22 protein-coding genes and 2 tRNA genes are annotated in these 21,638 nt (G+C 64.1%); 11 read left to right on the top strand and 13 right to left on the bottom strand.

The features are described from left to right. Window positions 1-7: 7 nt before the first annotated feature. Genes J1M86_RS01525 through J1M86_RS01510 form a run of 4 tightly spaced genes read left to right on the top strand, consistent with a single transcriptional unit; the run spans window position 8 to window position 4,590 of the window. Window positions 8-1,354: a lyase family protein gene (locus J1M86_RS01525; protein WP_206508558.1), complete on the top strand. Its 1,347-nt coding sequence runs from the start codon at window positions 8-10 to the stop codon at window positions 1,352-1,354. Then, the gene (pcaD, locus tag J1M86_RS01520; protein WP_206508557.1) at window positions 1,354-2,538 is read left to right on the top strand and encodes a 3-oxoadipate enol-lactonase; all 1,185 of its coding nucleotides are present in this window, start codon (window positions 1,354-1,356) and stop codon (window positions 2,536-2,538) included. Before J1M86_RS01525 ends, pcaD begins: the two co-directional genes overlap by 1 nt. Beyond that, window positions 2,535-3,380 carry an IclR family transcriptional regulator gene (locus tag J1M86_RS01515; protein ID WP_206508556.1) on the top strand — a complete coding sequence of 282 codons (846 nt, stop codon included), beginning with the start codon at window positions 2,535-2,537 and terminating at the stop codon, window positions 3,378-3,380. The genes pcaD and J1M86_RS01515 overlap by 4 nt, the downstream gene beginning before the upstream one ends. Beyond that, a complete protein-coding gene (locus J1M86_RS01510) occupies window positions 3,373-4,590 on the top strand; it encodes an acetyl-CoA C-acetyltransferase (RefSeq protein ID WP_206508555.1) in 1,218 nt (405 codons plus the stop codon). Before J1M86_RS01515 ends, J1M86_RS01510 begins: the two co-directional genes overlap by 8 nt. On the opposite strand, the gene J1M86_RS01505 is transcribed toward J1M86_RS01510, so the two are convergent. From J1M86_RS01505 to J1M86_RS01480, 6 genes are all read right to left on the bottom strand, one after another. Beyond that, entirely contained in the window at window positions 4,587-4,868 is a 282-nt protein-coding gene (locus J1M86_RS01505) for a SelT/SelW/SelH family protein (protein WP_206508554.1), read from the bottom strand. The two genes, J1M86_RS01510 and J1M86_RS01505, sit on opposite strands and share 4 nt — an antisense overlap. Window positions 4,869-4,978: 110 nt before the next feature. Next, window positions 4,979-6,259: an ATP-dependent Clp protease ATP-binding subunit ClpX gene (clpX, locus tag J1M86_RS01500; RefSeq protein WP_075839371.1), complete on the bottom strand. Its 1,281-nt coding sequence runs from the start codon at window positions 6,257-6,259 to the stop codon at window positions 4,979-4,981. Between the two features lie 334 nt (window positions 6,260-6,593). Beyond that, window positions 6,594-7,235, bottom strand: coding sequence for an ATP-dependent Clp protease proteolytic subunit (locus tag J1M86_RS01495; protein ID WP_075839372.1), 642 nt, complete (start codon window positions 7,233-7,235; stop codon window positions 6,594-6,596). 46 nt (window positions 7,236-7,281) lie between these two features. Further along, on the bottom strand, window positions 7,282-7,932 hold the full coding sequence (locus J1M86_RS01490; protein WP_075839373.1) for an ATP-dependent Clp protease proteolytic subunit: 651 nt from the start codon (window positions 7,930-7,932) through the stop codon (window positions 7,282-7,284). An 81-nt stretch (window positions 7,933-8,013) separates the two neighbouring features. Next, window positions 8,014-9,390, bottom strand: a complete 1,377-nt coding sequence (gene tig / locus J1M86_RS01485) for a trigger factor (protein WP_075839374.1) — start codon at window positions 9,388-9,390, stop codon at window positions 8,014-8,016. 151 nt (window positions 9,391-9,541) lie between these two features. Continuing rightward, window positions 9,542-9,615 (bottom strand) — tRNA-Pro (locus J1M86_RS01480). A gap of 231 nt (window positions 9,616-9,846) precedes the next feature. Here J1M86_RS01480 and J1M86_RS01475 point away from each other — a divergent pair. Both J1M86_RS01475 and J1M86_RS01470 read left to right on the top strand, forming a co-directional pair. Beyond that, window positions 9,847-9,920 (top strand) — tRNA-Gly (locus J1M86_RS01475). Between the two features lie 210 nt (window positions 9,921-10,130). Further along, window positions 10,131-10,847, top strand: a complete 717-nt coding sequence (locus J1M86_RS01470) for a DUF1542 domain-containing protein (protein WP_206508658.1) — start codon at window positions 10,131-10,133, stop codon at window positions 10,845-10,847. A gap of 13 nt (window positions 10,848-10,860) precedes the next feature. Here J1M86_RS01470 and J1M86_RS01465 read toward each other — a convergent pair whose 3' ends face one another. Together J1M86_RS01465 and J1M86_RS01460 are read right to left on the bottom strand one after the other, a co-directional pair. Further along, a complete protein-coding gene (locus J1M86_RS01465; RefSeq protein ID WP_206508553.1) occupies window positions 10,861-11,658 on the bottom strand; it encodes an Fpg/Nei family DNA glycosylase in 798 nt (265 codons plus the stop codon). 2 nt (window positions 11,659-11,660) lie between these two features. Next, window positions 11,661-12,155: a ribose-5-phosphate isomerase gene (locus J1M86_RS01460; protein ID WP_075839409.1), complete on the bottom strand. Its 495-nt coding sequence runs from the start codon at window positions 12,153-12,155 to the stop codon at window positions 11,661-11,663. Between the two features lie 16 nt (window positions 12,156-12,171). Between J1M86_RS01460 and J1M86_RS01455 the strand changes: the two genes are divergently transcribed. Further along, window positions 12,172-12,849: a DUF429 domain-containing protein gene (locus J1M86_RS01455; protein WP_307786497.1), complete on the top strand. Its 678-nt coding sequence runs from the start codon at window positions 12,172-12,174 to the stop codon at window positions 12,847-12,849. Window positions 12,850-12,907: 58 nt separating this feature from the next. Here the strand turns inward: J1M86_RS01455 and J1M86_RS01450 are convergent, their stop codons facing one another. Next, a complete protein-coding gene (locus tag J1M86_RS01450; protein WP_206508552.1) occupies window positions 12,908-13,525 on the bottom strand; it encodes a DsbA family protein in 618 nt (205 codons plus the stop codon). Window positions 13,526-13,683: 158 nt separating this feature from the next. Here J1M86_RS01450 and pepN point away from each other — a divergent pair, with 158 nt between their 5' ends. Beyond that, complete coding sequence (gene pepN / locus J1M86_RS01445) at window positions 13,684-16,257, top strand: aminopeptidase N (protein WP_206508548.1); 2,574 nt, start codon at window positions 13,684-13,686, stop codon at window positions 16,255-16,257. An 84-nt stretch (window positions 16,258-16,341) separates the two neighbouring features. Here the strand turns inward: pepN and J1M86_RS01440 are convergent, their stop codons facing one another. The 3 genes from J1M86_RS01440 to J1M86_RS01430 are packed head-to-tail and all read right to left on the bottom strand — an operon-like array spanning window position 16,342 to window position 17,748. Continuing rightward, entirely contained in the window at window positions 16,342-16,818 is a 477-nt protein-coding gene (locus tag J1M86_RS01440; RefSeq protein WP_206508546.1) for a DUF5130 family protein, read from the bottom strand. Then, window positions 16,805-17,056 (bottom strand): hypothetical protein, encoded by a 252-nt coding sequence (locus J1M86_RS01435; RefSeq protein WP_075839376.1) that lies wholly within the window; start codon window positions 17,054-17,056, stop codon window positions 16,805-16,807. The genes J1M86_RS01440 and J1M86_RS01435 overlap by 14 nt, the downstream gene beginning before the upstream one ends. Window positions 17,057-17,100: 44 nt before the next feature. Continuing rightward, window positions 17,101-17,748: an HNH endonuclease gene (locus J1M86_RS01430; RefSeq protein WP_187346754.1), complete on the bottom strand. Its 648-nt coding sequence runs from the start codon at window positions 17,746-17,748 to the stop codon at window positions 17,101-17,103. Window positions 17,749-17,940: 192 nt separating this feature from the next. Here J1M86_RS01430 and J1M86_RS01425 point away from each other — a divergent pair, with 192 nt between their 5' ends. Both J1M86_RS01425 and J1M86_RS01420 read left to right on the top strand, forming a co-directional pair. Continuing rightward, window positions 17,941-18,915, top strand: coding sequence for a mechanosensitive ion channel family protein (locus J1M86_RS01425; RefSeq protein ID WP_139318135.1), 975 nt, complete (start codon window positions 17,941-17,943; stop codon window positions 18,913-18,915). Window positions 18,916-19,011: 96 nt separating this feature from the next. After that, window positions 19,012-19,407, top strand: coding sequence for a globin (locus J1M86_RS01420; protein WP_206508656.1), 396 nt, complete (start codon window positions 19,012-19,014; stop codon window positions 19,405-19,407). On the opposite strand, the gene J1M86_RS01415 is transcribed toward J1M86_RS01420, so the two are convergent. Next, window positions 19,396-19,884, bottom strand: a complete 489-nt coding sequence (locus J1M86_RS01415; protein ID WP_206508544.1) for a cupin domain-containing protein — start codon at window positions 19,882-19,884, stop codon at window positions 19,396-19,398. The genes J1M86_RS01420 and J1M86_RS01415 overlap by 12 nt on opposite strands. Window positions 19,885-20,060: 176 nt before the next feature. Between J1M86_RS01415 and J1M86_RS01410 the strand changes: the two genes are divergently transcribed. Further along, a complete protein-coding gene (locus tag J1M86_RS01410; RefSeq protein ID WP_206508655.1) occupies window positions 20,061-21,632 on the top strand; it encodes a glycoside hydrolase family 13 protein in 1,572 nt (523 codons plus the stop codon). Window positions 21,633-21,638 lie beyond the last annotated feature (6 nt).

The following is a 21,638-nucleotide window of genomic DNA, read 5'->3' as shown; positions in this document are numbered from 1 at the left end:
CCAGCCAATGACGAACGCCCCCGAGCCGAACACCCGTGGACCGCTCTTCGATCCGATTTTCGGCGGCGACAACGCCGCCGATCTATCCGATCACGCATGGGTCGCAGCGATGCTCGAGGTCGAGGCAGCCTTGACGCGCGTCGCCGCAAAATACGGACAGGTCGACACCCGGCACGCGGAGATCGTCAGTGCCGTTGTCGGCGACCTCGCCGAACCCGGCGCCGTGGACATCACCGCGCTGGGCGCCGCTGCGGCCGCAGGCGGCAATCCCGTCATTCCGCTGGTGACGATCCTTCGAACCGCGGTTGCGCGACTGGGAGTTCCGGCAAGCGCGGTCCATCCGGGAGCAACCAGTCAGGACATCCTGGACTCGGCACTGATGCTGCTGACCGGGCGGGCATTGGTCGATGTCCGCGCCTCCATCGGCGACGCGATCGATTCGAGTACTCGGCTCGCTCGACAACATCGCGGCACCCTCACCGCAGCTCGCACCCTCGGCCAGCAGGCCCTGCCGACGACATTCGGCGTCGTCGCCGCGGGATGGACCGAGGGCCTCATGCGCGCCGACGACGCACTCGCTCGAGCCCAGAGCGCGGTCGCGGTCCAGTTCGGCGGTGCCGCCGGCACACTGGCCGCATTGCATCCGCACGGACTCGACATCGCCGACGCACTCGCCGACGAATTGGGGCTGGCGCGGCAGGGAATTCCCTGGCACACGGATCGAACCCGAATCGCCGAGATCGTCGGCGCGCTGGGAATCGCTGCCGGAGCCATCGGCAAACCGGCGCTCGACATCACCCTGCTCGCCTCGACCGAGGTCGGCGAGGTCGACGAGGACAGTCCGGGCGGTTCCTCGGCGATGCCCCACAAGCGAAATCCGGTCGCGGCCATCACCGCTCGGGCTGCCGTCCGACGGGTGCCGGGCCTGGTCGCGACTGCGCTGGCATCGATGGAGCACGAACATCAACGCGCCGCAGGCGCCTGGCATGCCGAGTGGGAGACACTGACCGAGATCCTCCGACTAGTCGGTGGCGGCACCCACCGACTGGCAGCAAGCCTCGCCGGCCTGCAGGTCCAACCCGAGGCCATGGCCCACAATCTGTCCATCACCAGGGGTCTTCTGCTTGCCGAGCGGGTCACCTCTGCTCTGTCCACGCACACCGACCGGGCGCGCGAGATCGTCACCGCAGCTTGCGCCTCGGGCACCGCACTGGACTCCCATCCCGACGTCATCCGATACCTCGAGCCCGCCGCCGTGCGGGAACTGCTCGAGCCCGGCCGTTATCTGGGGCACGCCGACGACATCGTCGACCGTGTCCTCGCCGCCGCCGACACCCGGCCCGAAAGGCACTGATGAGTATCGAACTGTCCTACGATTTCACTGCCGCCCCGACGCCCTCGGCGCCGACAGTGGTGCTGATCGGTTCGCTCGGTTCCGACCGGTCGATGTGGGATCCACAGATCGGCGCGCTGGCTGCCGTCGCCGACGTCATCGCTGTCGATCTCCGCGGGCACGGTGACTCACCGGTGCCGCCCGGCCCCTACTCGGTCGGTGATCTCGCCGCGGACGTTCTCGCAGTCCTCGACGCCCGTTCGATCGACTCCGCCCACGTGGTCGGTCTTTCGATCGGCGGCGCGATCGCTCAGTGGCTCGCTGTGCATCGACCGTTGCGCGTGCGCAGCCTCACGCTGCTGTGTACCTCGGCACGCTTCGGCGAACCGCAGGCGTGGCGAGACCGTGCCGAAGCTGCCCGCGCGGATGGTACCGAATCTCTGGCCGACGCCGTGACGAGCCGGTGGTTCACCTCTGCTCTCGCAGTGCGCGATCCCGATCTCCTCGCTCGCCACCGACGGATGATCGCCGACACCCCGGACGAGGGATACGCATCCTGCTGCGAGGCACTCGCCGGTTGGGACAACCGCGCCGACCTCGGGCGCATCACTGCCCGCACGCTCATCGTCGCGGGAGAACAGGATCCGGCGACACCACCTGCGGAGGCGAGAATCCTGGCCGACGGCATCGCTCGCTCGACAATGCATGTGCTCTCCCCTGCCGCGCACCTAGCGAACGTCGAGCAGGCAGGCGAAGTGAGCCGCCTGATCCTCGATCACATTTCTCCCCGCATCGACGACGATGCCTACGAAAGCGGTAGGAGGGCGGCGCACGAGGCGGGGATGCGCGTGCGGCGTTCCGTGCTCGGCGACGCTCATGTCGATCGCAGCATCGAACGCACAACCGAGTTCACTGCGCCGTTTCAGGACTTCATCACCCGAACGGCTTGGGGTGATGTCTGGGCGCGTGCGGGACTCGATCATCGAACCCGCCGTTTGTTGACGCTGGCGATCCTCACCGCAGTCGGCAATCGACACGAATTGGACATGCACATCAGGGCAGCTCTACGAGCAGGTCTGAGCGCAGACGAACTCTCCGAGGTGTTCCTGCATACAGCCGTCTACGCGGGAGTTCCCAACAGCAACGCAGCATTCGCCATGGCCGACGCCGCGCTGGCCGAGTCGAAGGAAGCGGAGAGCACATGACCGACCCCCACACCACCGAGCTACCTGCGGCCGGGTCGCAGGTGCCCTCCCCCGATCACGTGCAGTCCCTGGCGCGCGGACTCGCGGTGATCCGGGCCTTCGACGCCGAACACCCACGTAGAACGCTCTCCGACGTCGCCAAGGCCACCGACCTCACCCGCGCGACCGCCCGGCGGTTCCTGCTCACACTCGTCGACCTCGGTTACGTTCGCGGTGACGGGTCGTTGTTCTGGCTCACGCCGCGGGTGTTGGAACTGGGCTACAGCTACCTGTCGAGCCTGTCGCTACCCGATGTCGCAGGTCCACACCTCGAATCGCTGGCCGAGCGGGTCCGAGAATCCTCGTCGGTCTCGATCCTCGACGGTGACGACGTCGTCTATGTCGCTCGCGTCCCCGTCAGCAGAATCATGACGGTCTCGATCACCATCGGAACCCGCTTCCCGGCTTTCGCCACGTCGATGGGCCGCGTTCTGCTTGCCGGGCTCCCACCCGATCGTCTCGACGAGTACCTGCAGCGTGTCGAACTCACCGCACTGACCGGCAAGACCATCACCGACACCGCCGCCTTGCGGGATGAGCTCGATCTCGTTCGTGCACAGGGCTATTGCCTGGTGGACCAGGAGCTCGAGGAAGGCCTGAGATCGATCGCGGCGCCGATTCACGATGAGTCCGGGGCTGTCGTCGCGGCCGCGAACGTGTCCACTCAGGCCGCGCGTCACAGCGCCGACGATGCCCGCGAACACCTCCTGCCGGCCCTCCTGCACGCAACCTCGGCGATCGAAAAAGACCTGTACCGCGTGCACTCGCATTCCACCGATCACAAAGGACGCCTCCATGCCTGACGCAGTCATCTGCGAACCGCTGCGCACTCCCATCGGACGGTTCGGTGGCGTGTTCCGCGACATCTCTCCTCAAGCGCTGGCCGCGACGGTCATCACCGAATTGCTCGCTCGCACCGGCATCTCCGGATCCGATATCGGCGACGTCATTCTCGGCCAGGCCTCCCCCAACGGCGACGCACCTGCGATCGGCCGCGTCGCCGCTCTCGATGCCGGTCTCGGTGTCGATGTGCCCGGCCAGCAGGTCGATCGGCGGTGCGGATCCGGACTCCAAGCGGTGCTGCAGGCCTGCATGCAGGTGCAGACCGGGGTCAACGACCTCGTGCTGGCGGGCGGCGTGGAAAGCATGAGTCAAACCGAGTTCTACGCGACGGGCATGCGGTGGGGCGTCAAGGCCGAGGCCGTCGCCTTGTCCGACCGACTGGCGCGAGCGCGCGTCACCGCGGGCGGCGCGAACTTCCCAGTGCCCGGTGGCATGATCGAAACCGCGGAGAACTTGCGGGCAGAATTCTCCATCAGCCGGGCGGATCAGGATGCGCTCGCAGTGCAGTCGCACCAGCGAGCCGTCGCCGCACAGAAGAACGGCATCTTCGCCGAGGAGATCGTGGGAGTCTCTGTCCCACAACGCAAATCCGATCCACTGCTCGTCGACACCGACGAGCACCCCAGGGCCGATACGAGCATCGAGTCGCTGGCGAAGCTTCGTGCCATTCGCGCTGGCGTGGACCCCGAGTCGACCGTCACGGCCGGCAATGCGAGCGGACAGAACGACGGCGCCGCACTGGCGATCGTCACGACCCCGGAGCGGGCGGCAGCCCTCGGGCTTCGGCCGATCGCCACCTTGGTCAGCTGGGCTGTCGCAGGTGTACCGCCCCGCACCATGGGCATCGGGCCTGTACCCGCGAGCGATGCGGCGCTGTCCAGGGCTGGATTGACGCTGGCAGATATGGACGTCATCGAGTTGAACGAAGCCTTCGCGGCACAAACTCTTGCCGTACTTCGCACATGGAAAGTCGAACCGGAGGATCCGAGGTTGAACCCGAACGGTTCGGGGATTTCACTGGGCCATCCCGTCGGCGCCACCGGCGGCCGCATACTCGCGACGCTGCTGCGTGAGATGCAGCGGCGTGAGGCTCGCTACGGACTCGAAACCATGTGCATCGGCGGCGGCCAAGGGCTGGCCGCGATCTTCGAGCGATTCGGGAGCAGCTAGGACGTGCGGTCGACGTGGCCGAGATCGCGCTCCGGTGCGACCCGGTCACGCACGAGCTGCTTGAGCACGGTGATCTCAGGAAAACCGTTGCGCTCCTTTCGATCCCAGATCAGCTCGCCGTCGACCTCGACGCGAAAGACGCCTCCAGTACCCGGAACGAGTGCAACCTCACCCAACTCCTGACCGAATGTGTTCAGCAGTTCCTGCGCCATCCAGCTTGCCCGCAGCAGCCACTGGCATTGCGTGCAGTACTCGATGGTGACGCGATTGAAATCCATGACGCAGATTGTGCCCGCTCCGTCGAGCCGCGCGCGCCCCGGACCGAACCCACGAGACCCGGTCAGCATTCTCGCTGACCGGGTCTCGTGGGTTGCCTTCAGAGGCGTTGCTACGCGGACTTGTCGCGGCGCTCCGGCCGTTCGGGCTTGCGCGGAACGATGGTCGGTAGCACGTTGTCGTTGACCGTCTCGGAGGTCACGACCACCTTCGCGACATCGTCGCGACTCGGGATGTCGAACATCACCGGGTTCAGGACCTCTTCCAAGATCGCGCGCAGGCCACGTGCACCGGTTCCACGCAGAATGGCCTGGTCGGCGATGGCTTCGAGTGCATCCTTGGAGAACTCGAGCTCGACATTGTCCATCTCGAACAACCGGCTGTACTGCTTGACCAGTGCGTTCTTCGGCTCGGACAGGATCGTCACGAGCGATTCCTTGTCCAGGTTGGTCACCGAGGCCAGCACCGGCAGACGACCGATGAACTCGGGGATCAAACCGAACTTGATGAGGTCCTCGGGCATGACCTCGGCGAAGTGGTCCTGAGTATCGATCTCTGCCTTGGACCGCACCTCGGCACCGAATCCGAGTCCTCGCTTACCGACGCGATCGGAGACGATCTTCTCGAGCCCGGCGAATGCGCCCGCGACGATGAACAACACATTGGTCGTGTCGATCTGGATGAACTCCTGATGCGGGTGCTTGCGTCCGCCCTGCGGCGGAACACTGGCCTGCGTCCCTTCGAGGATCTTCAGCAGTGCCTGCTGGACGCCCTCACCGGATACATCACGCGTGATGGAGGGGTTCTCGCTCTTGCGAGCGATCTTGTCGACCTCGTCGATGTAGATGATGCCCGTTTCGGCGCGCTTGACGTCGTAATCCGCTGCCTGAATGAGCTTGAGCAGGATGTTCTCGACATCCTCGCCGACATAGCCCGCTTCGGTGAGAGCCGTCGCATCAGCAATCGCGAACGGAACGTTGAGCATCTTCGCCAGCGTCTGCGCGAGGTAGGTCTTCCCGCACCCCGTGGGACCGAGCATGAGGATGTTGGACTTGGCCAGCTCGACGCTCTCGCCCCGTGCGTCACGGGTCTTGTCGCCGGCCTGGATGCGCTTGTAGTGGTTGTAGACCGCCACGGCAAGAGTTCGTTTGGCAGTGTCCTGCCCGATCACGTAGTTCTCGAGAAAGTCCTTGATCTCGGAGGGCTTCGGCAGATCATCGAGCTTGACCTCGCTCGACTCCGCGAGCTCCTCCTCGATGATCTCGTTGCACAGGTCGATGCACTCGTCGCAGATGTACACCCCTGGTCCCGCGATGAGCTTCTTGACCTGCTTCTGGCTCTTACCGCAAAAAGAGCACTTCAGCAGATCGCCGCCGTCACCGATTCGTGCCATCTTCGAGGTTCCTACTTCCTTGTCCGCGTCCGGCAGCCATGCAACCTGCCCGTGTCGATCCCTGCCCGTGCCGATCCACCGTGTGCACCTTGCCACCCCACGGCCATGGGGCCCTGAGCCGACCGTACCCGTGTTCCGGAGAACCGGGCGACTTGTTTTGCGGTGATTCGCCGTCCGATTTGTCGACAGCCTCTCGAATCACTGTGTTTCGTGCTGGCCCACTCCGTGCCGACCGCACCCCACCGCGTGTCTCGTTGCGCTGACCGACGTGGCGCCCGGTGGACGAACTTCACCTGACGCCACGTCAGCGGTCCTGCGACGATACCTGGTGACGCTACTTCTGCGCAGACAACTTGCGGTACTCGAACACGGTGTCGATGATTCCGTAGTCTTTTGCCTGCTCGGCGGTCAGGATCTTGTCACGGTCGGTGTCCTTGCGAATGACATCGGGATCCTTGCCGGTATGCCGCCCGAGCGTGGTCTCCATCAACCGTCGCATGCGCTCGATTTCGGCCGCCTGGATCTCCAGGTCGGAAACCTGGCCCTGGATGCCGCCGCTCGAGGGCTGGTGAATGAGCACGCGAGCGTTGGGCAGCGCCGCTCGCTTGCCCGGGGTTCCTGCTGCGAGCAGTACCGCCGCGGCGGACGCGGCCTGACCGAGGCACACCGTGGCGACGTCGGCTCGCACGTACTGCATCGTGTCGTAGATCGCCATCAGCGAGGTGAACGAGCCGCCGGGCGAGTTGATGTACATGGTGATGTCGCGGTCCGGATCGAGCCCCTCGAGCACCAGCAGCTGCGCCATGACGTCGTTGGCGGAGGCGTCGTCAACCTGCACGCCGAGGAAGATGATGCGCTCCTCGAAGAGCTTGTTGTACGGGTTGGACTCCTTGACGCCGTAGCTCGAGTGCTCCACGAAGGACGGCAGAATGTACCGGGAGGACGGCATCTGATTGGGATCGAACAGGTTGGTCATCGTTTCTCCAAGATGTGAATGATCGTGGGTGTCGGCTACAGGCGGTCTATACGCCTGTGCCACCTGCCTGCCGCGCGCGTGAGACGACGTGGTCCACGAAGCCGTACTCCTTGGCCGCGGTCGCGGTGAACCAGCGGTCACGATCAGAATCCTCGGTGATCTGCTCGACGGTTTGACCGGTGTGCAGCGCGATCAGTTCGGCCATTTCACGCTTGGTGTGCGCGAACTGCTCGGCCATGATGGCGATATCGCTGGCACTACCGCCGATACCGGCGGACGGCTGGTGCATCATGATGCGTGCGTGCGGGAGGGCATAGCGCTTTCCCTTGGCACCTGCCGAGAGCAGGAACTGGCCCATCGAGGCCGCCAGGCCCATGCCGTACGTCGCGACATCGCACTCGGCGAATTCCATCGTGTCGAAGATGGCCATGCCCGCAGTGACCGAGCCACCGGGTGAGTTGATGTACAGGTGAATGTCTCGGGTGGCGTCCTCAGCAGAGAGCAAGATGATCTGCGCGCACAGCTTGTTGGCGATGTCATCGTCGACCTGTGTACCGAGGAAGATGATGCGCTCGCGAAGCAGACGCTCGTACACGGAGTCGCTGAGATTCAAGCCGGAAGCGGCCGAAGTCATGACGGGACTCTGCTGGTGCGAAGCCGCCGGATTCTGAACAGTCACGGTACCTGCCTTTTCCATACGATCGTTGATTCCTGATACAGACACTAACGAAGAACGGCGGCCCCGGAGTCCCGGAACCGCCGTCGTTCGCTGTCAGCGTTACTTCTCTTGTTCACCCTCGGCAGAATCGCCTGCTGCAGGCTCTTCTTCGATCGCCGGGCTGCCGAAGAGCTCGGCCGTATCCACATCTGCGCCGCTCGTGTCGGTGACGTTCACACGGTCGACGACGGAGGCGAGGGCCTTACCGCGGCGCACGTCAGCGAAGACTGCACCGAGCTGGTTCGCCTGCTGAACCTGCGCGATGAAGTCCTCCGGGGACATGCCGTAGCGCTGCGCCTGGAAGATGATCCGCTCGGTGAGCTCGTCTTGACCGACCTGAGTCTGCTCGGCTTCTGCGATCGCGTCGAGGAGCAACTGAGTACGCACCGACTTCTCGGCGGTCTCCTTGACGTCCTTGTCGAACTCTTCGCGGCTCGAACCCTGCTCTTCGAGCAGCGCGGCGAACTTTTCCTCATCGTGGTCGAGGCCATGGATGGCTTCGTGGAGCTGCGAGTCGACCTCGGCCTTGACGATCGCTTCGGGGGCCGGGATCTCGAGGGTCTCGAGGAGTGTCTCGAGCACCTTGTCGCGGATCTGGCCTGCCTGCTCGACCTTCGCGACTCGTTCGGCACGCGTCTTCAGATCTGCGAGGAGTTCGTCCATCGTGTCGAACTCGCTGGCGAGCTGCGCGAACTCGTCGTCGGCCTCGGGAAGCTCGCGCTCCTTGACCGAGACGACCTTGACGGTCACGACCGCTTCCTTGCCTGCGTGCTCGCCGGCAACCAGCGTGGAGGTGAACTCCTTGGACTCCTCGACAGCGACACCGACGATGGCGTCGTCGAGTCCCTCGATCAGCTGACCGGAGCCGACCTCGTGCGAGAGCCCGTTTGCAGATGCTTCCTCGACCGTCTCACCGTCGACAGTTGCCGAGAGATCGATGGAGACGAAGTCGCCGTCCTGCACAGCGCGATCGACACCGGTCAACGTGCCGAACCGCTGACGCAGCGACTGCAGCTGCTCGTCGACGGCCGCGTCATCGACCTTCAGGGGATCGACCGTGACATTGATGGTCGAGTAATCCGGAAGTGCAATCTCGGGGCGAATGTCGACCTCGGCGGTGAATGTGAGCTCGTCACCGTCCTCGATCTTGGTGATCTCGATCTCCGGCTGGCCGATAGGCTTGATGTTCTCCGAGGTCACAGCCTCCGAGTAGCGTGCCGGGAGTGCGTCGTTGACGACCTGCTCGAGCACGGCGCCGCGGCCGACCCGCGCCTCGAGCAACTTGGCCGGAGCCTTGCCCGGACGGAAGCCAGGCAGACGAATCTGCTTCGCGAGTGCCTTGTAGGCGCGGTCGAAATCAGGCTTGAGCTCCTCGAAGGGCACCTCAACGTTGATACGGACTCGCGTCGGGCTGAGCTGCTCGACGGTGCTCTTCACGGGACATGCTCCTTCTGGTGGTCGTACCTTGCTGTCGATTCGAATCGCCGTCACTCTCGGCGAACCGTGCGTGATCGTCGGCGCAATCGCTGGCGATGCGGTCGAATCGTGTCCGAGTTCGGACCCGTAATCCGGGTCCGAACTCATCTTGTCGGGGTGACAGGAATTGAACCTGCGACCCTCCGCTCCCAAAGCGGATGCGCTACCAAGCTGCGCCACACCCCGTCATTCGCCTTCCGAACGCGTACACGTCGAAAAAACCCGCGTTCGTGCCGTACCGACGCTGTTCAACCTACAGGCAACATTGAACAGCAGACGACTCCGGTCCCCGCGAGCGGGCCACCGCGTCCGTCTCCGCAGACTCTACATGCAGGCGGTTTGTAATCCGCGCGGAAGGTTATGTAGAGTTTCGACACGCAAGCGACGCACTTGGCGATCCCAACTCGTCGCTCGCATGCCGATGTAGCTCAATGGTAGAGCCCCTGTCTTCCAAACAGGCTACGCGAGTTCGATTCTCGTCATCGGCTCCATCGAAAGGCCCGTTCCTGCACTTGCAGGAACGGGCCTTTTTCGTTTCGCGCCAGACCCACCCCGCCGGCTGGACACGTACCCTCGATAGTGCCCGGTTTGTCCGCCTGACGGCGGATACCTGACGTACATATTCGAAGCCCCGGGAGGGATAGGCAGTGGAAGCTTTCCTACTTGTCATCGTCGTGATCGCCGCTGTGGTGTTCTTGGTGATGCGGAGTCAGAAGAACGCTGCGGCGCGGTCGGCGAGCACTGTCGACGACGCAAAAGCGGACGCTCGCCAAGCCATCGAGCGGCTCGGCGGCCAGATCTACAACCTGCTCGGCACCGACACCGCATCCCGGCAGGCGCTGGCAGACGCGTCGGAGCGCAATATCGCCGCCGGCTCACAAATCGACCAGGCCACCACGGTGGAGCAGGCACGTCTTGCGAAGCAGACAGCGCTCGAAGGCCTCTACTACATCCGTGCTGCCCGCATCGCGATGGGCATGGACCCCGGTCCACCCATCGCCGGACTCGACGGGCAGAAGTCCGCGGGCGAGGTCACCGAGCACCGTTCGGTCGACTTCGAAGGCCGCCAGGTCGAGGCGTCGCCCACTCCGTCGGACCGCACCCCCAACTACTACCCGGGTGGCAAGGTGGCCGGCCGGCCCGTTCCCGCCGGTTGGTATTCCGAGCCGTGGTGGCGGCCCGCACTCGTCGCAGGCGCCTGGGGCATCGGATCTATGTTCCTGTTCTCGGCGATGTTCTCCGGAATGGCAGGCGTGCCCTATGGCGAGCAGGGCTTCGAGAGCGGTGCAGGTGACGGCTCCGAGGGCAGCGGCGACGGTGGCGATGTAGGCGGCGGTGACGGTTCCGACATGGGCGGCGGCGACGACGGTGGCGACATGGGCGGCTTCGACGGCGGCTTCGGTGACTTCGGCATCTGAACTGGCGCGGTACTCAGGCTGGCTGGCAGACCGGGCACCAGAAGAGGTTGCGCGCCTGCATCACCGAGTGTTGGATCTCGGTTCCGCAGATTCGACAGGGTCGCCCCGCCCTGCGATAGACGTAGGTGCGGGGCCGATTGCGCCCGTAGCTCGCTTCCCCGTGATCATCCTCGGGTCTAACGGTGATGATCTTGCCTCGGCGCACACCGATCTTCATCAGTTCCACCAGGTCCAGCCACAGCGCATCCCACTCGGCGTGATCGAGGTCCTTGCCCGGCCGCATGGGATTGATCTCGTGCCGAAAGAGAATCTCCGCCCGGTAGACGTTTCCGACCCCGGCCAGCACCTTCTGGTCCATCAGTAGGGTCCCGATAGCAGTGCGGGACTTCGTGATTCGTCCCCACGCGCGTTCGGGGTCGGCATCTGTCCGGATCGGATCCGGACCCAGCCGGGCTTTCAGCGCATCGACCTGCTGCTCGGTGTAGATCTCGCATGCTGTCGGCCCGCGAAGGTCGGTGCCGTAGTCGCTACCGACCATCCGCAGCCGCACCGCCCCGACCGGATCGGCCATCGGCACCTGCTGCTCGGTGAACTTGCCATAGAGCCCGAGGTGGATGTGCACGATCAGATCGCTCTCGTAGCGGTGCAGCAGATGCTTACCCCACGCCTCTGCCGTCTCCAGTACGAGGCCGTCTATCAGCGCGGCACCCGAGGTGAAACGCCCCTGCGGGCTGCTCACTTCGACAGCGGATCCGCCGTACCGGCGCTGATGCAACCGCGCGAGCCGGTGCAGAGTGTGGCCCTCGGGCACCGTCAGGCAGGGTTGTCTGCAGCCGGCGCACCGGGCACCGCCGGCGCGTCGCCGGTGCGCTCGTACTCGGACAGGATGTCGATGCGCCGCTGATGGCGCTCCTCGCCCGAGAAGGGTGTGCCGAGAAAAGCGTCGACGATTGCCAGCGCCTCCGGCAGGGTGTGCATGCGGCCGCCGATGCCGATGAGCTGGGCGTCGTTGTGCTCCCGGGCCAGCGTGGCGGTCTCGACGCTCCACGCCAACGCGCACCGGGCACCGGGCACCTTGTTCGCGGCGATCTGCTCGCCGTTGCCGGAGCCACCGAGGACGAGCCCGCGGCTACCCGGATCGGCTACGACGCGGCGAGCGGCGTCGATGCAGAATGCGGGGTAATCGTCGACCGGGTCGTAGTCGAACGCGCCGCAGTCGACCGGTTCGTGCCCAGTTGCCGTGAGGTGGTCGATGATCTGATTCTTGAATTCGAGACCGGCATGGTCTGCACCCAGGTATACGCGCATGCATAGAGTCTGACAGGTGAACTTCCACTCGCAGAACGTGGTCGCCGGAATCGACGGCGCGAGAGGCGAATGGGTCATCGCGCTCTTCGACGGAACATCGATGACGTGGGAGGTGGCCACAGATGTCGAGTCGATTCTCGACAGGACCGGACACTGCGCTTCGGTCGGTGTCGATATGCCACTGTCGATGCCGTCGCACGGCTACCGGGTCAGCGAGCTCGAAGCCAAGCGCTTCCTCGGACCGGCTCGATCCTCGATCTTTCACACCCCCACTGCTGCCGTACTGCACGCGCAGTCCTACGAGGACGCCTGCGCCATCTCCCGTGCGTCGACGGGCAAGGCGATCAGCAAGCAGACGTGGTTTCTCTTGCCCGGAATTCGGGCCTGGCACGAGGCCCGCTTCGACCGTGAACGCATCGTCGAGGTTCATCCGGAATGTTCGTTTCGCGTCATGCAGCCCGGAACCGCGTTCGCATCGAAGAAGTCCGGACGCGGGGCGGGCCAGCGGATGAAGGGCCTAGACTCCTGGATCGATCCGGGCAACCTCGCCGACGGCCTCGCCGAACTCCCCGCAGGGCCCGCGCTCGACGACGCCTTGGACGCCGCCGCCGCGGCTTGGTCGGCATGGCGCTTCGGCCGCAGCGAGCACCGCGTCTTCGGGACGGAGGACGCCACCGACCGCATCGTGGCCTGAGGCATGTGCGCGGAAATACATAGCAGGCTATGTATTTCCGCGCACATGCGCGAAGCGCCTAATCGAAGGCGGGATCCTCGTTCCGGGTGCGCTTGAGCTCGAAGAAGTGCGGGAATTCCGCGAAGATGACCGATGCGTCCCACAGCTTCCCGGCTTCCTCGCCGCGTGGAATGCGCGAGAGAACGGGTCCGAAGAACGCGACACCGTTGACGTGGATGGTCGGGGTACCCACATCGGGGCCCACCTTGTCCATGCCCGCGTGGTGACTCGTACGGAGCGCGTCGTCGTAGTCGGAGCTGTCGGCGGCATCCGCGAGGGTCGCGGGCAATCCGAGCTCGGCCAGGGACTCTTCGATGACGACTGCGAAGTCCTTGTTGCCCTCGTTGTGGATGCGCGTTCCCATGGCCGTGTAGAGAGCGGGCAGGACCTTCTCACCCTCGGACTCAGCGGCAGCAATGGCGACGCGGACAGGTCCCCACGCCTTTTCCATCATCTCCGCGTACTCCTGCGGAAGATCGCGGCCCTGGTTGAGAACGGCCAGAGACATCACGTGGAAGTTGACGTCGATATCGCGAACCTTCTCGACCTCGAGGATCCAGCGGGATGTTATCCAGCACCAAGGACACAGCGGGTCGAACCAGAAATCCGCGGTGTCCTTCTGTCCTTTTTCGGTCACGTGAAAACTCCTTCGTTCGGCGAGGATGGTTCCGAAAGTGCCAACCGTGGTAACCCCCCACACATTCCACCGTATCCCTTGACCACCATGCTTTCCGGCGGACGTGGTGGGATGTGTGGAATACAACGTTTCCTACTTCGAGAAGGTGCATACGCAAAGTGGTTGCTCCCAACCTGACCCGCGACCAGGCTGCCGAACGGTCGAACGTGCTCGGCCGATCCGACTACGCAATCGAACTCGACCTCACCGATGGGGCCGGCAATCCCGGTGAGAAGACCTTCATATCCACCACGACCATCACGTTCACGGCGACGCCAGGCGCCTCGACGTTCGTCGACATCGTCGCCGCGGGCATCAGGTCCGCCACGCTGAACGGCGTCGACCTCGATGTGGCGGAGTACGACGAGCAGACGGGCATCACGCTGCCCGATCTTGCCGAGAACAACGAACTGACTGTCGTGGCCGACTGCGTCTATTCCCACACCGGTGAAGGCTTGCATCGTTTCGTGGACCCCTCGGATGGCTCGGTATACCTGTACTCCCAATTCGAAACTGCGGACGCCAAGCGGATGTTCGCCTGCTTCGACCAGCCCGACCTCAAGGCGACGTTCGAGTTGAAGGTGCGCGCGCCTTCGAGCTGGAAAGTGATCTCCAACGCCGCGCACGCCGTCGATCCCGCTGAGGGTGAGCACGTGTTCGAGACGACACCGCTGATGAGCACCTACCTGGTCGCGTTGATCGCCGGCCCGTACGCCGAGTGGACCGACTCATACTCCGACGACCACGGGACGATACCGCTGGGCCTCTACTGCCGAGCCTCGCTCGCCGACCATATGGACGCCGAGCGACTCTTCACCGAAACCAAGCAGGGCTTCGGCTTCTACCACGCCAACTTCGGCACCCCATATGCATTCGGCAAGTACGACCAGCTCTTCGTGCCCGAGTTCAATGCCGGTGCCATGGAAAATGCCGGTGCCGTGACCTACCTGGAGGACTACGTCTTCCGCTCCAAGGTGACACGCGCGTCGTACGAGCGTCGCGCCGAAACAGTTCTCCACGAGATGGCTCACATGTGGTTCGGCGATCTCGTCACGATGACGTGGTGGGACGATCTGTGGCTCAACGAATCGTTCGCAACGTTCGCCTCGGTGCTGTGCCAGGCCGAGGCAACCGAATACAGCAACGCTTGGACGACGTTCGCCAACGTCGAGAAGGCATGGGCGTACCGCCAGGATCAGCTGCCCTCCACACATCCGATCGCCGCCGACATTCCCGATCTCGCGGCCGTGGAGGTCAACTTCGACGGCATCACCTATGCAAAGGGCGCGAGCGTTCTCAAGCAATTGGTGGCGTACGTCGGCAAGGAGGAGTTCCTCTCCGGTCTGCGTAGTTACTTCGTCGACCATGCCTACGGCAACGCGACCTTCTCGGACCTGCTCGCGGCGCTCGAAAAGTCCTCGGGAAGAGACTTATCCGGCTGGGGCAGCCAGTGGCTGCGAACCACGGGCCTGAACACCCTTCGCCCCGACTTCGAGGTCGACGAGAACGGAAAATTCACTCGCTTCGCCGTGGAACAGGGCGGTGCGGAACCCGGCGCCGGTGAACATCGGGTGCACCGCATCGCCGTCGGCATCTACGACGACGCCGACGGCAAACTGGTTCGCACCGAGCGGGTCGAAATCGATCTCGAGGCCTCTGCAAGTACGGAGGTGCCAGCGCTGGTAGGTGTTTCGCGCGGGAAGCTCGTGTTGGTCAACGACGACGACCTCACCTACTGCTCGGTGCGTCTCGACCCGGAGTCTTTGTCGACGCTTCTCGCTCGCATCGGTGACATCGCAGAGCCACTCCCCCGCACGTTGGCGTGGTCGGCTGCCTGGGAAATGACTCGGCAGGCCGAGATGAAGGCTCGCGACTTCGTCGGTTTGGTGCTCAGCGGAATCGGTACCGAGACCGAGGTCGGGGTCATGCAGCGGCTTCTGCTGCAGGCTCAGACCGCCATCACCGCATACGCGGAGCCGAGTTGGGCCAAGGAGCACGGCGAGCCGGAGTTCGCCGATTCGGTCCTCGCTTTCGCCCGTTCGGCGGAGGCTGGTTCGGATCATCAGTTGGCCTTCATCAACACTCTGACCGGTACGGCTCTCGCGGATCGCCACGTCGAGGTGTTGCAGGCACTGCTCGACGGTGATGTCGCCGGCCAGAACCTCGACGGACTCGAGGTCGACACCGATCTGCGGTGGCGTCTGGTCTCCGCGCTCGCGGCGGCCGGAGCAATCGACGCCGACGGCGTGGATTCACCGGTCATCGACGCCGAGGCGAAGCGGGACAACACCGCCGCGGGCGCACGCTCCGCCGCAGCGGCACGCGCGATCCGCCCCGACAGCGAGGTCAAAGAACAAGCGTGGACGACGGTCGTCGAGGACGATTCGGTGCCCAACACCACCGCCCGAGCGATCATCGGCGGCTTCGCCGGTCCGGGGCAGTCCGAGCTGCTCTCGTCATACGTGGATCGCTACTTCGGCGCCATCGAGAACGTCTGGGCACGTCGCTCCAGCGAGGTGGCGCAGACGGTCGTCATCGGCCTCTACCCATCCTGGTCGATCAGCGACGAGTCGGTTGCCACGGCGGATCGATTCCTCGACAAGGACTTGACGCCGGCTCTTCGTCGTCTTGTCATCGAGGGGCGCGCCGGGGTTGTGCGCTCGTTGGCTGCTCGGAAGTTCGACGCAAGCTGACGCCCGTGCGGTAGAGAACAACGCACTGCGCCGTTCGACCGAGTCGGTCGAACGGCGCAGTGCGTTGAGCTGAAGTTGTCTGCGTCAGGGACTGACGATAGCTGCGGCCATGACGCGGACCGAGCTGACGAGCCCGTCGATCAGTTCTCCGTCGCGGAAGGGGCCGACTGCAGCGGTGATACCGAGTTGGGCGACGCGATCATTGGCTCGGTCGCTGACGCGGCTGCCGCTCCGGATCTCGATGGCCTTGCTGTTGGGATCCACAGCGATCAGGATCGAACGGATCGCATCGGGGGTATGCGGAAAGACCTCGTCCGCTCCGGATGCGGCGTCGGCACCGAGGTCGCCGACGTAGATGTTGAAACGGATCTGAGTTGCACGCGTGGCTTCGATGAGTGCATCGTCCAACGCCACCAGGTCCGGTGTCTCGAAGGGCAGCAGTTCCGGATTCAACGTGCCGAACGGGAAGACCGCCGAAATTCGTCCGCTACCGGTCAGCGCCGCACCGTAGGGCAGGACGTCCGCGTCGATGTTGCTCTTGACCAGATCACCACTTGCCACTTGCCGAGCCTCCGATCAAGTCAGTCGTCGATGCGTGAGAGTCTCCGTGTCCACCGTGTGGTGTCACTTCGTCGGTCGCGCTCCACAGAATCGGGTCGCGCGTCCACTTGTCCGACAGCTTGTACGGCGTGATGTTCATGCCGGGCTGCTTGGCGGAGAGGTAGGACAGAGCGCCGATGATTCCGATGATCGCGAGCGGAATCACGCCGAATATCAGCAATGTCTCGAGGATGCTCACAGAATGTGAGGTTAGTCGACTTTGCGCTCGAGAGCGACGCCGGGTCAGGCAGCACCTTCACCGAGATACGCAAGCCAGGAAGGATCGAGTTCCTTGTTGCTCGCGAGCAACCTCCAGTGCGGCCCCTTGGGAGGCACGAGCTGCGCCCTCAGCGTCCAACCGAGCTCGCTGAGCATCTTGTCTGCTTTGCGGTGGTTGCAGGGCGCGCAGCACGCGACGCAATTCTCCCAGGAATGTTCCCCACCGCGGCTTCGTGGGATCACATGATCGACGGTCTCGGCCTTGGCGCCGCAATAGGCGCAGCGGAATCGGTCACGGTGCATCAGGGCAGCGCGTGTCATCGGGACACGGGCGCGGTAAGGAACTCGAACGAACGTTCTGAGTCGGATGACGGACGGTACCTGGACCGAGAAGTCCGCCGAGCGAATGAACGGTCCCGAGGGGTCGTCGTGGATGACGTCCGCCTTCTCGCAGACGAGAAGAACAACTGCGCGACGCATCGGAAGAGCGGTCAGCGGCTCGAAGGTGGCGTTGAGAAGCAGGACGCGGCGTTTTACCCAAGCCGGGACACTGTCCTCGCCAGGAGAGACAACATGTAGCGGAGAGCCCCCCGATATCCGTTGCCGCTGGTCTGCGGTGTCGTGGACATCGTTGGGCAGGAGTTGTCGGTGACGGTGTTGCTTGTTCTTCATGGGTGTTCTCCTGAAGAGTCGGCGCCCGCGCATGGCTTGCGCGGAACACGTGTGACAGTGGAACACGAAACAGGCGGGTGTGCACACCCCTTTTCTCGATAAATACCGTGGCCGGACGGTTAACGCGCGGCCAACTCACGGCGGTCGAAGAAGGCGGGTGGCAAGTTTGCGCGTCGTCCGTAGACTTTGAAAGTGTTTCTATCCGCTCCGAACTCTGTCCTGAACACAACTGCACTCGCGATCGACTCGAGGTCGTTCGAACTGACGGAGACGAGTCGGGATTGGCTGGTCAACCGGCCCCTGCAGGTTCTCGGCTATCTCCTCCTCGCGATCGCGCTCCGCTGGGTACTGCACAGACTGATCGACCGTTTCACCAAGCGAAGCGCCAGCACGTCCGAACGGTCACCGATGTTGCTGCGCCCGCTTCGCGAGCGCGCGACAAGTTCTCTGCAGGGCTCGATACTGAGCGAACGTCGCAGACAGCGCGCGACCACGATCGGCTCCGTACTCAAGTCCGGCGTCTCCGTCGTCGTTCTCACGTGGTTCGTACTCTCCGCCTTCGACGTCGTCGGCGTGAACGTGACGCCCTTCATCGCGTCTGCCGGAATCGTCGGCGTTGCGCTCGGCTTCGGCGCCCAGAACCTGGTGCGCGACTTCCTCTCGGGCATCTTCATGCTGCTCGAGGACCAATACGGCGTCGGCGACATCGTCGATCTCGGTGAAGCTGTCGGCACCGTCGAAAGCGTCGGCCTGAGGGTAACGACGATCCGCGATATCAACGGGACGGTGTGGTACTGCCGGAACGGTGAAGTGCTTCGTGTCGGCAACATGAGTCAGGGATTCGCGGTCGCGGTACTCGACCTACCCGTCGCTCACACGGCGAACGTGGCCGAGGCGTGCGCAGTCGCCGAGAAAGCCGCACACGATGTGGTGACCTCCGGCGTGTTCGAGGAAGACCTGCTCGGCGATCCGGAGATGCTCGGCGTCAACGCGGTCAGTGCGGACACAGTCACCATCCGCATCACGGTCAAGGTACGACCGGGTCGCCAGTGGGCGGTTCAGCGCCGGTTGCACCGCGAGATTCTGCAAGCGTTCGTCGACGCGGGTGTGCAGGCCCCGTACCCGCAGGGACGCATGGGTGGCCCTATCCCCGACCTGACGAAGTGACAGACTCGTACCCGACGGCAACAACACGATCAGACACAGTTGCCAGACAGACAGCGCAATGAGACAGACAGCGACACCGAGCGGAAAGAACCGATGATGACCGAACCGCAGCAGACCTTCTACGACGCGGTCGGCGGCGCGGACACCTTTCGCAAACTGACCGCAACGTTCTACCAGCAGGTGGAGCACGACGAAATCCTCCGGCCGTTGTACCCGGAGGAGGACCTCGCTCCCGCAGAGCGGCGCATGCGGATGTTTCTCGAGCAGTACTGGGGTGGGCCGCGCACGTACTCGGACGAACGCGGTCATCCCCGCCTGCGGATGCGACACGCTCCGTTCACGATCGGCCCACTCGAACGTGACGCGTGGCTGCGCTGCATGCACATCGCGATAGCGTCGATCGACGAATCGGTGCTCGACGCAAGCCACCGGGCCCAGTTGGTTGATTACATGGAGATGGCTGCCAACTCGATGGTCAATTCAGCTCTGTGAACCGGACCGCATACCAGCGGTAGTGGACGCGGCAGCGTCGGTGCGTCCGAGTTGTTTGGCTCGCCTGAGCGCGCCGCGAACGTTGCCGGCGAACTGAAGCGCGAAGGACATCGATGTCGGCAGATGCCGCCGCAGGATCGCGTGTTTGCGCACGTAGTTCTCGACGTGCCACTCCGACCAGGTTCCGGCGCGGAAGAGCGCGGCGTCGCCGGCGACCAATGTGCGGGCTGGGTGATCCTCGGACGAGACCGTGACCGATCCGTCCATGATGTGCACGATCTCGTCGACGGCGAAGAACCAGCGAAAGCGCCCCGCAGTGCAGTCCCAGACGTTGGTCGTCGTGGTTCCGTCGACACTGCGTGACCATTCGGCCGATCGCGCCTCGGGTTGCCCGTCGAGAATCCAGTCCGAGTCGATGGGGTCGGCGTGCAACAACACTTCACTCAGGCGTACGGCTTCGATCGATCGTTCGGACATCGGCATGTCGCACCTCTCGCGTCGGTTCGAACCGGAACGGTACCTCATCAAACGGACTAATCGACTGTTTCGGTCCGATAAACCGAAACATCGGTATGTGATGAGCCACTACATCGGCGTCCCTGTTTACGCTCCCGCTCCTACGTTTGGCAGACTTGCCAGTTGTGACCGATCCGATGGGCAAGGCAACCGCACCCTGGTGGAAGGACGCAATCTTCTACCAGATCTATCCCCGGTCGTTCGCGGACTCGAACGGCGACGGAGTCGGCGACCTCGGCGGAGTTCGGGACAAATTGGGCTACCTCGAGCTACTCGGCATCGACGCGATCTGGTTGAGCCCCGTCATGCGCTCCCCCATGGCCGATCACGGCTACGACGTCTCGGACCCGCGGGCCATCGACCCGCTGTTCGGGGACCTCGACATCATGGACGCATTGATCAGCGAGGCGCATGCACGCGACATCAAGGTCACCATGGACTTGGTGCCCAACCACACCAGCGACCAACACCCGTGGTTCGTGGCAGCATTGGAGTCTGCGCCCGGCAGTCCGGAGCGGGCGCGGTACATCTTTCGCGACGGCAAGGGTGAGGACGGCTCGCAGCCACCCAACAACTGGCCCAGCATCTTCGGCGGTCCCGCATGGACTCGAGTGCGGGAAGCGGACGGCTCCTACGGCCAGTGGTATCTCCACATCTTCACCACCGAGCAGCCGGACCTGAACTGGGACAACCCCGAAGTGTTCGAGGATCTGGCGAGGACCCTGCGCTTCTGGCTCGACCGCGGCGTGGACGGTTTTCGCATCGATGTCGCGCACGGCATGGCCAAGCCCGACGAGCTGATCGATATGAATCTCGACCTCAACGAGCTGATGAAGAACGACGACGACGACCCGCGGTTCAACAACGACGCCGTTCATGACATTCACCGCCAGATTCGCAAGGTCATGGACGAATTCCCTGATGCCGTCACCGTCGGCGAGATCTGGGTCCAGGACAACGCTCGGTTCAGCGAATACATCCGCCACGACGAACTGCACCTCGGGTTCAACTTCCGTCTGGCCGAGGCCGCGTTCGATGCGAACGAGATTCGACATGCGGTGTCGAACTCCCTCGATGCGGTCGCCCGCGTCGACGGCACACCGACGTGGACACTGTCCAACCACGACGTCGTGCGCGAGGTCACCCGATATGGCGGCGGCAGCAGAGGACATGCTCGTGCCCGCGCGATGCTCCTTCTGGAACTTGCCTTGCCCGGTGCGGTGTTCGTCTACAACGGGGCCGAGCTGGGACTGCCCAATGCAGATCTGCCCGACGACGCACTGCAGGATCCCGTTTGGGAGCGTTCCGGCCACACCGAGCGCGGCCGCGACGGGTGCCGTGTGCCCCTGCCCTGGGAAAACTCGAAGCCGCCCTTCGGTTTCAGTTCCTCGCCGAACACGTGGCTGCCCATGCCCGTCGAATGGGCGTCACTGACGGTCGAGCAGCAACTCGAGGATGTGGACTCGATGTTGAGCCTGTATCGGTCCGCTTTCGAGCTGCGCGCACTTCGTCCGGAGTTCACCGGGGTCGGAATCGACTGGTACGGGAGCCCTCCCGGCTGCCTCGCCTTTCGCAGGAGCGGTGGGCTGATCTGCGCGCTCAACGCGACGGACGTACCCATTCCGCTTCCCCCCGGCGAGGTACTGATGTCCAGCGCGCCGCTGGTCGACGGCCACCTTCCGCCCGATACCGCTGCCTGGCTCGTTTGAGCCTGT

It is taken from the genome of Rhodococcus sp. KRD197, assembly GCF_017168235.1.
In the GTDB taxonomy this organism is placed as follows: Bacteria; Actinomycetota; Actinomycetes; order Mycobacteriales; family Mycobacteriaceae; genus Rhodococcoides.
This window is presented reverse-complemented; position numbering and strand designations above follow the sequence as displayed.

Bases quoted from the DNA above. Each gene is read 5' to 3' on its own strand.
- J1M86_RS01525 (WP_206508558.1), top strand. From the start codon at position 8: ATGACGAACGCCCCCGAGCCGAACACCCGTGGACCGCTCTTCGATCCG.
- pcaD (WP_206508557.1), top strand. From the start codon at position 1,354: ATGAGTATCGAACTGTCCTACGATTTCACTGCCGCCCCGACGCCCTCG.
- J1M86_RS01515 (WP_206508556.1), top strand. From the start codon at position 2,535: ATGACCGACCCCCACACCACCGAGCTACCTGCGGCCGGGTCGCAGGTG.
- J1M86_RS01510 (WP_206508555.1), top strand. From the start codon at position 3,373: ATGCCTGACGCAGTCATCTGCGAACCGCTGCGCACTCCCATCGGACGG.
- J1M86_RS01505 (WP_206508554.1), bottom strand. From the start codon at position 4,868: ATGGATTTCAATCGCGTCACCATCGAGTACTGCACGCAATGCCAGTGG.
- clpX (WP_075839371.1), bottom strand. From the start codon at position 6,259: ATGGCACGAATCGGTGACGGCGGCGATCTGCTGAAGTGCTCTTTTTGC.
- J1M86_RS01495 (WP_075839372.1), bottom strand. From the start codon at position 7,235: ATGACCAACCTGTTCGATCCCAATCAGATGCCGTCCTCCCGGTACATT.
- J1M86_RS01490 (WP_075839373.1), bottom strand. From the start codon at position 7,932: ATGGAAAAGGCAGGTACCGTGACTGTTCAGAATCCGGCGGCTTCGCAC.
- J1M86_RS01470 (WP_206508658.1), top strand. From the start codon at position 10,131: ATGCGGAGTCAGAAGAACGCTGCGGCGCGGTCGGCGAGCACTGTCGAC.
- J1M86_RS01460 (WP_075839409.1), bottom strand. From the start codon at position 12,155: ATGCGCGTATACCTGGGTGCAGACCATGCCGGTCTCGAATTCAAGAAT.
- J1M86_RS01430 (WP_187346754.1), bottom strand. From the start codon at position 17,748: ATGAAGAACAAGCAACACCGTCACCGACAACTCCTGCCCAACGATGTC.
- J1M86_RS01420 (WP_206508656.1), top strand. From the start codon at position 19,012: ATGACCGAACCGCAGCAGACCTTCTACGACGCGGTCGGCGGCGCGGAC.
- J1M86_RS01415 (WP_206508544.1), bottom strand. From the start codon at position 19,884: ATGTCCGAACGATCGATCGAAGCCGTACGCCTGAGTGAAGTGTTGTTG.
- J1M86_RS01410 (WP_206508655.1), top strand. From the start codon at position 20,061: ATGGGCAAGGCAACCGCACCCTGGTGGAAGGACGCAATCTTCTACCAG.